A 12,893-nucleotide genomic window follows, 5' to 3' on the forward strand; every position below is an offset into this window, starting at 1 on the left:
TCACATCCTGGCTTTCTGAATAGAACTAGTCAATACGTTCTGGCGTCAGCATCGGTAGGGCAGGGATGTTTCGTTCGGACATCCGAACGCGGCGCGACGGCAGGGACGACGAGTAGGAGTCGTGGTGGACGAGTACGGCAACACCGGTGAAGGGCGGGCCGCCCGCCGGGACGAGGCGGTGCGCGCGGCCGTGGAGCAGGGCCTGCTGGGGCCGGACTCCCCCATCGTGGGACTTCTCGACGTCACCGGGATCCGGGAGTCGGCGGCGGAGCTCCGCGCGGCCTTCGCCGAGGTCACCGCGCCGGGCACCCCGGTGCTGCACGCGTTCGCGGTGAAGGCGACCCCGCTGGTGCCGGTGCTGCGGCTGCTGCGCGAGGAGGGCATCGGCGCGGAGGTGGCGAGCCCGGGCGAACTCGCGCTGGCGCGGGCGGCGGGGTTGTCGCCGGCCCAGACCGTCCTGGACTCGCCCGCCAAGACGCCGGCCGAGCTCAGGGAGGCGCTGGCCCTGGGGATCGCCGTCAACGCGGACAACCCGCAGGAGCTGGCCCGCATCGACGGCCTCGTGCGGTCGGCGGTCAGCCGCTCCCCCCTCGGAATCCGGGTCAATCCGCAGGTGGGCGGCGGCTCCATCGGGGCGACCTCCACGGCCACGGCGACCTCGAAGTTCGGGGTGGCGCTGCGGGACGAGGGGGCGCGCGAGTGGGTTGTGCGCGCCTACCTCGACCGGCCCTGGCTGAGCCGGCTGCACGCGCACACCGGCTCGCAGGGCATCCCGCTCTCCCTGATGGCCCAGGGGGTCGCGGAGACGTACGCGCTCGCCGAGGAGATCAACCGGAGCGTCGGGCGGCCGCAGATCGACACCATCGACATCGGCGGCGGGCTGCCGGTGAACTTCGCCTCGGACGCGACGGCACCGACGTACGCGCAGTACGCGCGGGCGCTCAGGGAGGCGGTGCCGGGGCTGTTCGACGGGCGGTACGGGCTGGTCACCGAGTTCGGGCGGTCGCTGCTGGCCAAGCACGGCACGATCGTGGCGCGCGTGGAGTACGCCAAGAGCGCCGGCGGGCGGGCGGTCGCGGTGACGCACGCGGGCGTGCAGGTGGCGACGCGGACGGTGTACGTACCGGGGTCGTGGCCGCTCAGGATCACCGCGTACGACGGCAAGGGACGGCCCAAGAGCGGGCCCGAGGTGGTGCAGGACGTCGCCGGTCCCGCCTGTTTCGCGGGCGACCTGCTGGCCGAGGGGCGCGCACTGCCGCTGCTCGACCAGGGGGACTACGCGGCGGCGCTGGACACGGGCGCGTACTACTTCGCGCACCACTACGCGTACAACTCGCTGGCCCGGCCGGGCATTTACGGCTTCGTCCCCGACCGGGCGGGAGGCGTGCGCTTCGCGACCGTGCGCGATCCGCAGACGCTCGCCTCGATCGTGACCGAATCCGGAGGGGCGCACGCCGGTGCGCTCACCACCCTCCACGCACCCGGGAGCCATTGACAGGCGGCAGTGAACCCACTGATCAATTGGCCCGCAAACAAGGCAAGTTGACCCACTCTAGCCATCCCGAGCATGTTCCACCGGAAAATGCCAGATCCCTCACCCGTCGCGCACACGTTGCGTAGTTTCGGCGTCACTCAGCCGAACCCCAGGCGGGAGGGGAGCCACGGTGCAGGGAATCGACGAGTGCCTGCTGGAAGCCATGCGACTGCCGGGTGCGCGGGGGGCCGCGCTGGTCGACTGGACGAGCGGGCTGGCCCTGGGCGCCGTCGGGGAAGCCCCCGGCGGCGACCAGGAGGCGGCCGCCGCGGAGGCCGCCGAACTCGCCCGGCTCGCCGCCGAGCAGGGCGCCTTCGCCTCCGAGAGCTCCCGGGCCGCTGAGGCGGCGGCGCCCGGGGACGAGCCGGAGCCGCCGGTCGAAGATCTCATCCTGAGCAACCGGGACAGCTACCACGTCCTGCGGTTCGTGCCGACGTCCTTCGACAGCAGCGTGTTCCTGCATCTGTGGCTGGCCCGCGCGGAGGGCAATCTCGCGCTGGCCCGGATCCGGCTCGGCGAGATGGCCGGACGGCTGGAGCTCGGATGACGACGGTCCGCACCACCACGCCCGCCACCCCGCCGCCCCGGCTGCCGGTGCGCGACAAGGCGGCCGCCCTGGACCGCGGCTGGGGCGGTGTCTCGCCGATGCTGACCCGGCTGGCCGCCGAGCGCGCCACCGGCATCCTGGTGCGCGAGCGCGGCACCCTGCACCTCGCCGACGGCAAGGTGGTGCACGCCGAGAGCCCGGCCGCCCCCGGCGCCGACGTCCTCCTCGCCGCCCACGGCACGCTGGACGCCGACGTCTGGCGGCAGGCCCTGGCCGAGAGCGTCGCAAGCACGGGGAGCGCCGGCACCGGCGCCCGCCGCCTCACCGGCGCCGAGGCCGTGCACCGGGCGGGCCGCCGACTGGTCGCGGGCGGACTGATCACCGCGGGCGCCCTGGAGGTGTGCCGGCTCACCGCGCTGTACGACGCGGCGTACTTCGCCCTCGCCCCGAGCAGCACCCCGGGCCGCTTCCGCTACGGCAGCGAGGACGGACCGCACGAGCCGGCCGTCGAGCCCCGGGATCCCGACGCCACCCCGGGCGGCCCGCGCCCGGTCCTGGTCGCCGACCTGGAGCGCGAGACCCTGCGCCGCCGCGACCTGCTGCACCACATCTGGCCGGACGCCCTGCCGGACGAGGTGCCGCTGACCCGGGAGCACCGCCCCGCGCCCCCGCTGCTCCCGGCCCGGCGGCAGGCGGTGCTGGCCCGTGTGGACGGCATCCGCACGGCGTCGGAGATCGCGCGCGAGCTGGGCCGTCCGGCCTTCCACACCCTGGTGGACGTACGGCGGCTGGTGGCGGCCGGAGTGGTCGCGCCCCGCCCGCCGGTGTCCCTCACCGAGCCTCTGCCCGGGCCGCCGGGCGACGGTCCCCTCGTCGAGCCCGTCGATCCCCACATCACCTTGCTGAAGAGGCTCAGGGATGCGCTGGAGGCCCTTTGAGCGGCAGCGGATCCGCGCCGAGAGGAGAGACCTGATGGCAGCAGCTCAGGACGGGATCCTGGAGGAGCTGCGCCGGCTCAGAGCCAGGGTGCCGCAGCTCACGGGCGCCCTCGCGGCGGACGCCGACGGTCTCGTCCTGGCCCAGGACACCCCGGGTGTCGATCCGGAGGCCGTGGCCGCGCTCACCGGGTCCACCCGGGCGCTCGCCGCCCAGCTGGCCGACAAGACCGGCCAGGGCGACCTGCGCGAACTGCTCGTGCGGGGCGTCTACGGCTACGTCGCCACGTACGCGGCGGGCGCCGGGGCCGTCGTCACGCTGCTCGCGCAGGACCGGGTCAACGTCGGCCGCCTGCATCTCGAGGGCCGCCGGGCGGGTGCCCGGATCGGGGAGCTCGTCGACAGCGCGGTCGCCGAGCACACAGAAGCCATCACGAAGGCGCCCGCAAAGCCCGCTCCGGCACGTGCCAGAGCGGCTCGCACGTCCCGGGCCAAGCCCGAGGACCCGCGCGCCGCGGCCACCGCACCGACGGCGGCCCGCACCACCACCACCGAAAGTTAGAGAACCGAGGAGACACAGTCATGGCCAACACCGAAACCGCGCTGAAAGAGGCTCTCGCCTCCATCGAGGGCGCGACCGGCGTCGCGCTCGTCGACTACACCAGCGGCATGGCGCTCGGCACCATGGGCGGCAGCAAGACCTTCGACCTGAACGTGGCCGCCGCGGGCAACACCGACGTGGTCCGCGCGAAGATGCGCACGATGGAGCACCTCGGCCTCAAGGCCCAGATCGAGGACATCCTGATCACCCTGTCCGACCAGTACCACCTGATCCGCCTGATCAGCGGACGCGGTGGCAACGGCCTCTTCCTCTACCTGGTCCTGGACGCCAAGCGGTCCAACCTCGCGATGGCCCGCCACCAGCTCAGGCAGATCGAGAGCGACCTGGAGGTGTGACCCGGGAGCACCGGAACTAGACGAGTGCCGCGGTGCGGCGGCGCGCTCCTCCCGGGGCCGCGTCGCCCGCCGCGATACCCGTGCTGCGGTACGCCTTGACCGCCTTGCCGGCCGGGTGGCCGCCGTTCGCGGCGAGCCAGTCGACCCGCACCCACAGCAGCGCGTCCTCGGCCCGCTCGAGCCGCCCGAGCCAGGCGGCCTTGAGCCTCAGGCCCGTACCGCACCCGGCCAGCAGCATGCCGCCCGCGACGGGCACGGCGAACGAACTCGCCAGCGCGACCAGCCAGGCCAGCAGCAGCCACCAGCGGTGTCCGCGACGCCAGTTGCGCACACTGACCGCACGGTCCTGGAGCACGTCGTGCTTTCCCGCGCGAGCGGCCGCCCGCCCCAGCGTCGTGTATCGCTTGCGACGGCTGTACGACACCACGGCCACGGCGACGATGAACAGCGCCGCGCCCGCCATCACCCCGATCCGGCGCCCGGTGAGGCCCGGGATCAGCAGCCCGACGCCCGCCGCGAACAACCCGAGCCACCACAGCGGCGCCGCCCCGGCGCGCACGACGACGGCCACCCGAGCCAACCCCTGAGCCCTGCGATCTGCGCGTGCCACGTCCCGCCTCCTCGTCGTCCTGGCACAGTCCTGCCGGTCGGGGAGAGTAGCGAGCGAACGTGAGACGCGTCTGAAAAAACGCCCTACTCCACGAAGAGTCCTCGCGCCGCCGCCCGCGCGTCGAACTCCTCCAGCCGGGCCTGCGCGTCCGGCAGGTCGTCGCACATCGCCTCCAGCAGCACCCGGCCGAGGAGCATCGGCGCGCAGGCGGTGTCGAAGGCGAGGCCGGTGCCGACGGCGGCGGGCAGCAGCAGGTCGGAGACCTTAGCGACCGGGGCGAAGGCGGAGTCGGCGACCGTGACGACGCTCAGGCCCGCCTCCTTGGCGTAGGCGAGGGTGTCGACGACCTCACGGGGATGCCGGGGCAGCGCGAAGCACAGCAGGGTCGAGGCGCCCGCGCGGACGGCGGCGTCGATGCGGTCGTGGATCATCGTGCCGCCCTCGTTGAGCAGCCGTACGTCCGGATGGACCTTGGCGGCGAAGTACGCGAAGCCGTACGCCTGGGAGGCGGCGGCCCGCAGACCGAGCACCGGCAGGGGGCGGGAGGCGGCGAGCAGCCGGCCGGCCCTCTGCACCGGCCGCGGGTCGGCGAGGATCTCCGCCAGATGCCTCAGGTTCTCGATCTCGGCCTCGACGGCCTGCTGGTACTCGTTGTACGACGCCGAGGCCGCCGACTGTTCGGCGGGCGCGACCTCGCGCAGGTGCCTGCGCAGGGCGGGGTAGCCGTCGAAGCCGAGGGCGACGGCGAAGCGGGTGACGGAGGGCTGGCTGACCCCGGCCAGTTCGGCCAGTTCCACGCTGGACAGGAACGGCACGTCCCCGGCCCGCCGCACCATGCTGTGCGCGATGCGCCGCTGGGTCGGCGTGAGCCGGTGCCCCTCGAACAGTGCCTGCAGCCGTCCCGCGGGAGTGTCCACCCCGCCCGTGTCGCTCATGCCTCGCTCCCCCTCCAGATGTCCGTGAACCGGTCGAGCAGTGCGGCCGCCGCCGTCACGTCGCCCGTGAGCGGCCGGTCGGCCGGGTCCTCTTCGAGGACCGCTTCGGCAAGCTCCAGCGCGCGGCCCACCGGGAGGTCCGGGTCGGGCCTGAGGTCGCGCTGGCGCAGCGCCCGTACGGCGGCCACGAGTTCGCAGCCGACGACGAGACGGTACGCGCCGCACGCCCGCAGTGTCTGACGGGCGGCGAGCGAGGCGAAGCTGGCCTGTTCCTCGACGCCTCGGGAGAGTACAGCGTGGCCGAGCGAGGCGGGCGCGGAGAAGGCCCGCAGGTCGCCGAGGGCGGCTCCGGCGGCGTACTCCAGGATCATCACGCCGGAGGAGGCGGGCTCCTGGTCGGCGAGGAACGGCCTCAGGCGGGTGAAGGCGGGCTCGTTGAGCGTGGAGAGCCGGGACGTGGACAGGCGGGCGACCTGGGTGAGGGCCAGCCTGAAGTGGTCCAGAGCCAGGGCGAGTTGGGCCTGATAGAAGCCGCCGTGGTGGTAGGCGGCCATGTCCTGGGGGGAGATGAGCGGGTTCTCTGCGGCCGCGTTGATCTCGATCGCCAGGACCTCCTCCAGGGTGTCGGCGGCGTCCTGGGCGGGCCCGTGGATCTGGGGCAGACACCGGAAGCCGTACGGGTCCTGGATCCGGCCGAGCGGTGGGGTGGGCCGGTCCTCAGCCCCGATCAACTCCCGCATCCGCCGCGCCACTTCGACGGACCCGCGGTGCGGCCGGGCGGCGTGCACGGGAGCGGCGTACGCCTCGTGCGACCCGTCCACGGCCAGCAGCGACAGCGCCCCGACGACCTGCGTGGCCTCGATGAGCCCGCGCAGCTCGTGCAGCGCGAGGGCGGCCTGGCCGAGGGTGAGGGCGTTGCTGCTGATGAAGGCGAGGGCGTCGTTGTTGTCGAGGAGCTGGGGCTCGGGGGCACGCCCGGCAGCACCGTCCGCCCCTCGCCAGGGATGCTCCCCCGCCAGCGCCAGCCCCGCCTGGGCCAGGGCCGCGATGTCCCCCGTGCCCACCGAGCCGAACTCGTTGACGACCGGATACGCCCCGCTCTCCAACGCCTCGCACAGGGCCGTCACGACGGTCGGCCGCAGCCCCGCGCCCCCCGCGAGCAGTTGGTTGGCCCGCACCGCGAGCATCGCCCGGACCTGCCGGGCCGGGAGTTCCTCGCCGATCGCGCCGGCGTGGCTGCGCAGCAGCCGCAGACCGTGCTCGGCGGCCGCCTCGGTGGGCACGTCCTCGTTCCGGTTGGCGCCGACACCGGTCGAGCGGCCGTAGACGCGTCCGGTCGCGGCGATCTGGCGGGCGGCGTCCCAGGACTCCGTCACGCGCTTCGTCGCCTCGGTCCCGGGCACCGGTCGCGCGCTCCCGTCGGCGAGGCGGACGACGTCCGCGACGCCGAGACCGATCCCGTCGAGGATCACCAAGCCCGTGTGCCCGACCCTGACGGGATCAGGAGTGTCCACGATCCGAGACGACATCTAGCTCAAACTCCCCTCAAAGCGGACATTTGATCTTGCCTGGCGGTCATCCGTTACCTCGGATTAACACCGAACCGTTGACAACCTATTCAGCTACCGAGAACTCTGCATGACGTTATACAGCCGGGCAAGGGACATCTCATGATCCAGTTCGACACGGTCCACAAGCGCTTCCCCAACGGCACGACAGCAGTGCACGATCTCACCCTCGACATGCCGGAAGGCGGCGTGACCGTCCTCGTCGGATCCTCCGGTTGCGGCAAGACGACCACCCTCAGAATGATCAACCGGATGGTCGAGCCGACCTCCGGCACCATCAAGGTCGGCGGCAAGGACGTCACCCGGCAGGACGCGGCCGAACTGCGCCGCTCCATCGGGTACGTCATCCAGCAGTCAGGCCTCTTCCCGCACCGCACGGTGCTGGACAACATCGCCACCGTCCCGCTCCTGCTCGGCCACGGCCGCAGGAAGGCCCGGGCCCGGGCGGCGGAACTGCTGGAGACCGTCGGCCTGACCGCCGAGGCCGGCAAGCGGTACCCCCACCAGCTCTCCGGCGGCCAGCAACAGCGCGTCGGCGTCGCCCGCGCCCTCGCCGCCGACCCGCCGGTGCTCCTCATGGACGAGCCCTTCGGCGCCGTCGACCCGGTGGTGCGCACCCAGCTCCAGGACGAACTGCTCCGGCTCCAGAAGGAGTTGAACAAGACCATCGTCTTCGTCACCCACGACGTCGACGAGGCCGTACGCCTCGGCGACCGCATCGCGATCTTCCGCACCGGCGGTCACCTCGTCCAGTGCGCCCCGCCCGCCGAGCTCCTCGCCCGTCCGGCCGACGACTTCGTGGCCGACTTCCTCGGCGCCGAGCGCGGCCTGAAGCTGCTCTCGCTGAAGACCCTGGCCGAGGTCCCGCAGGGCCCGGCCCCGGACGGCGGCGCCTGGACCCTCGTACGCGACGAAGCCGGGCAGCCGACGCACTGGCGTTCGGCAGACGCCCTCGAACTGCCCGTACGGCCCCTCAAGGACGGCGACTCCCTGCTCGCCGCCCTCGACGAGTCCCTCGCCTCCCCCACCGGCCTGGTCGCCCGCGTCGACGCCGACGGCGTCCTGACCGGTGTCACCTCCCGCGACGACATCCACCGGCACGCGGGACGCGCCCACGCGGAAGCCCGGGTGGCCGCATGACCATCGACTGGTCGTGGATATCCGGCCACACCGACGACCTGACCACCCTCACGGTCTCGCACCTCCAGGCAGCCCTGAGCGCCGTCTTCTTCGGCCTGCTGATCTCGCTGCCCCTCGCGGTGGTCGCCCACCGGGTCCGCCCCCTGCGCGGCTTCCTGCTCGGGCTCTCGAACGTCCTGTTCACGATCCCGTCCATCGCGATCTTCGTGCTTCTGCTGCCGGTCAGCGGTCTGACCCGCACCACGACCGTGATCGGCCTGACGGTCTACACCCTGGTCGTCCTGCTGCGGAACACGGTCGAGGGCCTCGACTCGGTCCCCGCGAAGACCAAGGAGGCCGCGAAGGCGATGGGCACGCGCCCCCTGCGCACGCTCCTCACCGTCGAACTGCCCCTGGCACTCCCGGTGATCATGGCGGGCGTGCGGATCGCGACCGTCATGTCGATCTCCCTGGTGTCGGTCGCCACCTACATCGGTGACGGCGGCCTCGGCCAGCTCTTCACCGACGGCTTCCAGCGCGACTTCCCGACCCCGGTGATCGTGGGCGTGGTCCTCACGCTCCTGCTCGCCGTGGTCGCGGACGCCCTGCTGGTGGCACTCCAGTACGTCCTGACCCCGTGGCGGCGGAGGCGAGCCTGACATGTACGAACTCTTCAAGAACCTCGGCTCCTGGCTGACCAGCGGCTCCCATTGGACGGGAACCGACGGCATCGCCCATCGCCTCGCCGAGCACCTCCAGTACTCGCTCCTCGCGACCCTCGTCGCGGCCGCGATCGGCCTCCCCCTGGGCCTGCTGATCGGCCACACCGGCAAGGGCGCCTTCCTGGCGATCAACCTCGCCTCCTTCGGCCGCGCCCTGCCGACCGTCGGCCTGGTCGTCCTGGTCTTCCTGGCCGGCGGCCTGTCCATGCTCCCGGTCTACGTCGCCCTGGTCGCCCTCGCGGTCCCGGCGATCGTCACCAACACCTACGCCGGCATGACGGCCGTCGACCCGGACGTCAAGGACGCCGCCCGCGGCCAGGGCATGCGCGGCCACCAGGTCCTGTTCCAGGTCGAACTGCCGCTCGCCCTCCCCCTGATCATGACCGGCCTGCGCCTGGCACTCATCCAGGTCGTCGCCACCGCGACCATCGCGGCCTACGTCTCCTTCGGCGGACTGGGCCGCTACGTCTTCGACGGCCTCGCCCAGCGCGACCTCGTACAGGTGCTCGGCGGAGCGGTGCTGGTCGCCGTCGTCGCCGTGGCCCTCGACCTGCTGCTGTCCGGCCTCCAGCGCTTCCTCTTCCGCCACCGCACTGCCTAGGGACCTTTCGATGAACCGACGCACTCTCCTCGGCGGCCTCTTCGCAGCGGCCTCCGTCCCCGCCCTCGCCGCCTGCTCCAGCGGCGTCACCTCCCTCGACGGCCAGGGCAGCTCGTCCGGTGGCGGCGGCTCCAGCAAGGGCGGAGTCACCATCGGCACCGCCAACTTCACCGAGAACCAGGTGCTGGGCTACCTCTACGCGGCGGTGCTCCAGCAGGCCGGCGTGAAGGTGAAGGTCCGCCCGAACCTCGGCACCCGCGAGATCGTGATCCCCGCGCTCAAGGCGGGCGACATCGACCTGCTGCCCGAGTACCAGGGCGCCCTGCTCAACTACCTCGCCCCGAAGGACGCCTCGGCCGAGCCGGGCACCATGCAGAACGCGCTCACCCTGGCGCTGCCCGGCGGCCTCCAGGTGCTGCCGTACGGCCAGGCGGCCGACTCCGACTGCTTCGTCGTCACCCGGGCGACCGCACGGAAGTACGGCCTGGCCTCCCTCGCCGACCTCGCCAAGCAGAACGGCGAGCTGGTCATCGGGGCAGCGCCCGAGGTGAAGAAGCGCCGGGTGGGCGCGGTCGGGCTGAAGGACGTGTACGGCGTCGAGTTCAAGGAGTTCAAGTCCCTCGACTCGGACGGCCCGCTGGTCAAGGGCGCTCTGAAGAAGGGGGACGTGGACGTGGCGAACCTCTTCACCACCGACACCGACATCGCGGCCAACGGCTGGGTGGTCCTGACCGACCCCAGGAACCTCATCCCCAGCCAGCACATCGTCCCCCTCATCGCCGACCGCAAGGCCGACGACACGGTCCGCAAGGCGCTCGCCCGTCTCGGGAACGTCCTCACCACCGAGCAGCTCACCCAGCTCAACAGCCAGGTCGACAACGACAAGAAGGACCCGGAGGACGTGGCGAACGCGTACGCGAAGCAGCACGGGCTGGCCTAGGAGGGACCCCCGCCGCAACAGGGGGGCTAACCCCAGTGCAGCGGGGGTTTCGGCTGCCTACCGTGGGTTCCATGACGCCTATGGATGCGCGGGACCCCGAACTCAAGAAGGAACTCAACGCCACCCTGCAGGCCCGCAGGGAACTGGGCGAGGAGTACGAGTCCGCGCTGGTCGACTCGTTCCTGGAGAAGGTCGACCAGCGGATCGACGGCGCCGTGGACCGCCGCCTGCGCCGGCAGCTCGCCGAGCAGCAGATGGTGACGGCCCGGGGCGCCCGCTCGCCCAAGTCCACCGACTCCTTCGGTGAACGCTACGGCTTCGGCATCGTCTCCATGGTCCTGGCGATCCCGCTCTCCGCCATCGGCGGCGGCCTGGCCAACCTCCCGGGCCTCCTGGTCGCGTGGGCCGGCATCGTCGGTGTCAACGCCTTCCAGGCCGCGCGCACCAACCCGGACCTGTTCCGGGGGCGGCGCCACCGCAGGTCGTCCCAGGACAGCGATTGGGAGGGCTGACTCCGGCTCGGGGTCCGTCGGCCGTGGCTCGACGGTGGCGGACAGGCACGGTGTCGGACGCGGCCCGGAAAAAAATAATGCGCGGGGACCGCCGCACCCCCGTTACCGGGGGGCGGGACGACGGCGGTCCCCGCGAAGGACGTCGACCGGGTCAGGCCAGGTCTCACGTCCGGCGTCCATGGAGGTCCGGGAGCCGCTCCGGAGGTCCTTGGACGTTTCGGTGCCGGCTGGGGCGGGGAGCCGCTCCCGCCCTGCCGACATCCACTAATGTGCCGGACCCGTGTTAAGCGTGTGCTGCGCGGACGTGACACGCTCGTACCAGTTCCGCGAAGTCCACCCTTTCGGTGGGAAACCGCAAGTTCGCCGCCGTCACCAGGGGTTCACCGGACGTTTCCCGCTACTTCCCGCCCTTGGCGAGGAAGGCCAGCAGATCCTGCCGGCTGATGACGCCGGTGGGCTTGCCCTCCACGAGGACGATGGCCGCGTCCGCCCGGCCGAGGACCGACATCAGGTCGCCGACCGGCTCGCCGGAGCCGACCTGGGGAAGGGGGGGCGACATGTGCTTCTCCAGCGGGTCCTCCAGTGAGGCCCGCTGGGTGAACAGGGCGTCGAGCAGCTCGCGTTCGACGACCGAGCCGACGACCTCCGCGGCCATCACGTCCGGGTGACCGGCGCCCGGCTTGACGATCGGCATCTGCGAGACGCCGTACTCGCGCAGGACCTCGATGGCCTGGCCGACGGTCTCGTCCGGGTGCATGTGGACGAGGGAGGGGATGGCGCCGTGCACCTTGTCGTTCAGGACGTCGGCGACGCGGGCGCTCGGGCCCTCGTCCTCCAGGAAGCCGTAGTCGGCCATCCACTCGTCGTTGAAGATCTTCGAGAGGTAGCCGCGCCCGCTGTCCGGGAGCAGGACCACCACGACGCCGTTCTCGTCCAGGCGCTCGGCGACCCGCAGGGCCGCGACGACGGCCATGCCGCAGGAGCCGCCCACCAGCAGGCCCTCCTCCTTGGCCAGCCGGCGGGTCATCTGGAAGGAGTCCTTGTCCGACACCGCGACGATCTCGTCGGCGACGGTCCGGTCGTAGGCGGTCGGCCAGAAGTCCTCGCCGACGCCCTCGACGAGATACGGCCGCCCGGACCCGCCGGAGTACACGGACCCCTCGGGGTCGGCGCCGACGACCTGGACCGTGCCGTCACTGGCGTCCTTCAGATAGCGGCCGGTGCCGGAGATGGTGCCGCCGGTGCCGACGCCCGCCACGAAGTGGGTGATCTTCCCCTCCGTCTGCTCCCACAGCTCGGGGCCGGTGGAGTGGTAGTGGGAGAGCGGGTTGTTGGGGTTGGAGTACTGGTCGGGCTTCCACGCGCCGGGCGTCTCGCGCACCAGCCGGTCGGAGACGTTGTAGTAGGAGTCCGGGTGCTCGGGGTCCACGGCGGTCGGGCATACGACGACCTCGGCACCGTAGGCCCGCAGGACGTTGATCTTGTCCGTCGACACCTTGTCGGGGCACACGAAGATGCACTTGTACCCCTTCTGCTGCGCCACGATGGCGAGCCCGACCCCGGTGTTGCCGCTGGTCGGCTCGACGATGGTGCCCCCGGGCTTCAGCGCCCCGCTCTCCTCCGCCGCCTCGATCATGCGCAGGGCGATGCGGTCCTTCACGGAGCCGCCGGGGTTGAAGTACTCGACCTTGGCCAGGACGGTCGCCTTGATGCCCTTGGTCACGCTGTTGAGCCTCACCAGCGGGGTGTTGCCGACGAGGCTGATCATCGAGTCGTGGAATTGCACCGTTGTCTCCGGATGCTTGCAAAAGAAGTGGACCTGGTGGTCCGGCCAGCCTATGGCCTGATCGGGCGCCATGACGGTCGTTCACTCCCTGTTGGGATTGGGCCACGGTCCGTGCGGGGCAAGGAGT

The 12,893-nt window shown here is 72.0% G+C and carries 14 protein-coding genes; 10 read left to right on the plus strand and 4 right to left on the minus strand.

Annotated features, from left to right (window positions below; all coding sequences use genetic code 11):
* Positions 1-124: 124 nt before the first annotated feature.
* From AQJ46_RS17110 to AQJ46_RS17130, 5 genes are all read left to right on the plus strand, one after another.
* Positions 125-1,495 (plus strand): type III PLP-dependent enzyme domain-containing protein, encoded by a 1,371-nt coding sequence (locus tag AQJ46_RS17110; protein WP_059206418.1) that lies wholly within the window; start codon positions 125-127, stop codon positions 1,493-1,495.
* A 169-nt stretch (positions 1,496-1,664) separates the two neighbouring features.
* Positions 1,665-2,081 (plus strand): hypothetical protein, encoded by a 417-nt coding sequence (locus AQJ46_RS17115; protein WP_059206419.1) that lies wholly within the window; start codon positions 1,665-1,667, stop codon positions 2,079-2,081.
* Positions 2,078-3,019: a hypothetical protein gene (locus tag AQJ46_RS17120; RefSeq protein ID WP_059206420.1), complete on the plus strand. Its 942-nt coding sequence runs from the start codon at positions 2,078-2,080 to the stop codon at positions 3,017-3,019. The genes AQJ46_RS17115 and AQJ46_RS17120 overlap by 4 nt, the downstream gene beginning before the upstream one ends.
* Positions 3,020-3,053: 34 nt before the next feature.
* Complete coding sequence (locus AQJ46_RS17125; protein WP_059206421.1) at positions 3,054-3,578, plus strand: roadblock/LC7 domain-containing protein; 525 nt, start codon at positions 3,054-3,056, stop codon at positions 3,576-3,578.
* 20 nt (positions 3,579-3,598) lie between these two features.
* A complete protein-coding gene (locus AQJ46_RS17130) occupies positions 3,599-3,973 on the plus strand; it encodes a roadblock/LC7 domain-containing protein (protein WP_059206422.1) in 375 nt (124 codons plus the stop codon).
* A gap of 16 nt (positions 3,974-3,989) precedes the next feature.
* Here AQJ46_RS17130 and AQJ46_RS17135 read toward each other — a convergent pair whose 3' ends face one another.
* The 3 genes from AQJ46_RS17135 to AQJ46_RS17145 all read right to left on the minus strand — a co-directional run bounded on the left by AQJ46_RS17135 (position 3,990) and on the right by AQJ46_RS17145 (position 7,047).
* Positions 3,990-4,583: a hypothetical protein gene (locus tag AQJ46_RS17135; protein WP_225887342.1), complete on the minus strand. Its 594-nt coding sequence runs from the start codon at positions 4,581-4,583 to the stop codon at positions 3,990-3,992.
* A gap of 83 nt (positions 4,584-4,666) precedes the next feature.
* Positions 4,667-5,518, minus strand: coding sequence for a MurR/RpiR family transcriptional regulator (locus AQJ46_RS17140; RefSeq protein ID WP_057611598.1), 852 nt, complete (start codon positions 5,516-5,518; stop codon positions 4,667-4,669).
* Positions 5,515-7,047, minus strand: coding sequence for an aromatic amino acid ammonia-lyase (locus AQJ46_RS17145; RefSeq protein WP_059206424.1), 1,533 nt, complete (start codon positions 7,045-7,047; stop codon positions 5,515-5,517). The genes AQJ46_RS17140 and AQJ46_RS17145 overlap by 4 nt, the downstream gene beginning before the upstream one ends.
* Before the next feature lie 141 nt (positions 7,048-7,188).
* On the opposite strand from AQJ46_RS17145, the gene AQJ46_RS17150 reads away from it, so the two are divergent.
* The 5 genes from AQJ46_RS17150 to AQJ46_RS17170 all read left to right on the plus strand — a co-directional run bounded on the left by AQJ46_RS17150 (position 7,189) and on the right by AQJ46_RS17170 (position 10,980).
* A complete protein-coding gene (locus tag AQJ46_RS17150) occupies positions 7,189-8,226 on the plus strand; it encodes an ABC transporter ATP-binding protein (protein WP_059206425.1) in 1,038 nt (345 codons plus the stop codon).
* Positions 8,223-8,864: an ABC transporter permease gene (locus tag AQJ46_RS17155; protein WP_057611601.1), complete on the plus strand. Its 642-nt coding sequence runs from the start codon at positions 8,223-8,225 to the stop codon at positions 8,862-8,864. Before AQJ46_RS17150 ends, AQJ46_RS17155 begins: the two co-directional genes overlap by 4 nt.
* A gap of 1 nt (position 8,865) precedes the next feature.
* Positions 8,866-9,528: an ABC transporter permease gene (locus tag AQJ46_RS17160; protein WP_059206426.1), complete on the plus strand. Its 663-nt coding sequence runs from the start codon at positions 8,866-8,868 to the stop codon at positions 9,526-9,528.
* Between the two features lie 10 nt (positions 9,529-9,538).
* On the plus strand, positions 9,539-10,468 hold the full coding sequence (locus AQJ46_RS17165) for an ABC transporter substrate-binding protein (protein ID WP_059206427.1): 930 nt from the start codon (positions 9,539-9,541) through the stop codon (positions 10,466-10,468).
* 80 nt (positions 10,469-10,548) lie between these two features.
* Complete coding sequence (locus AQJ46_RS17170) at positions 10,549-10,980, plus strand: hypothetical protein (protein ID WP_059206428.1); 432 nt, start codon at positions 10,549-10,551, stop codon at positions 10,978-10,980.
* A gap of 397 nt (positions 10,981-11,377) precedes the next feature.
* Here AQJ46_RS17170 and AQJ46_RS17175 read toward each other — a convergent pair whose 3' ends face one another.
* Positions 11,378-12,766, minus strand: a complete 1,389-nt coding sequence (locus AQJ46_RS17175) for a cystathionine beta-synthase (RefSeq protein WP_057611682.1) — start codon at positions 12,764-12,766, stop codon at positions 11,378-11,380.
* Positions 12,767-12,893 lie beyond the last annotated feature (127 nt).

This window comes from Streptomyces canus (assembly GCF_001514145.1).
GTDB classification, from domain to species: Bacteria; Actinomycetota; Actinomycetes; order Streptomycetales; family Streptomycetaceae; genus Streptomyces; species Streptomyces canus.

Coding starts and splice junctions, on each gene's coding strand:
- AQJ46_RS17155 (WP_057611601.1), top strand. CDS start 8,223: ATGACCATCGACTGGTCGTGGATATCCGGCCACACCGACGACCTGACC.
- AQJ46_RS17130 (WP_059206422.1), top strand. CDS start 3,599: ATGGCCAACACCGAAACCGCGCTGAAAGAGGCTCTCGCCTCCATCGAG.
- AQJ46_RS17165 (WP_059206427.1), top strand. CDS start 9,539: ATGAACCGACGCACTCTCCTCGGCGGCCTCTTCGCAGCGGCCTCCGTC.
- AQJ46_RS17170 (WP_059206428.1), top strand. CDS start 10,549: ATGGATGCGCGGGACCCCGAACTCAAGAAGGAACTCAACGCCACCCTG.
- AQJ46_RS17160 (WP_059206426.1), top strand. CDS start 8,866: ATGTACGAACTCTTCAAGAACCTCGGCTCCTGGCTGACCAGCGGCTCC.
- AQJ46_RS17145 (WP_059206424.1), bottom strand. CDS start 7,047: ATGTCGTCTCGGATCGTGGACACTCCTGATCCCGTCAGGGTCGGGCAC.
- AQJ46_RS17150 (WP_059206425.1), top strand. CDS start 7,189: ATGATCCAGTTCGACACGGTCCACAAGCGCTTCCCCAACGGCACGACA.
- AQJ46_RS17120 (WP_059206420.1), top strand. CDS start 2,078: ATGACGACGGTCCGCACCACCACGCCCGCCACCCCGCCGCCCCGGCTG.
- AQJ46_RS17140 (WP_057611598.1), bottom strand. CDS start 5,518: ATGAGCGACACGGGCGGGGTGGACACTCCCGCGGGACGGCTGCAGGCA.
- AQJ46_RS17125 (WP_059206421.1), top strand. CDS start 3,054: ATGGCAGCAGCTCAGGACGGGATCCTGGAGGAGCTGCGCCGGCTCAGA.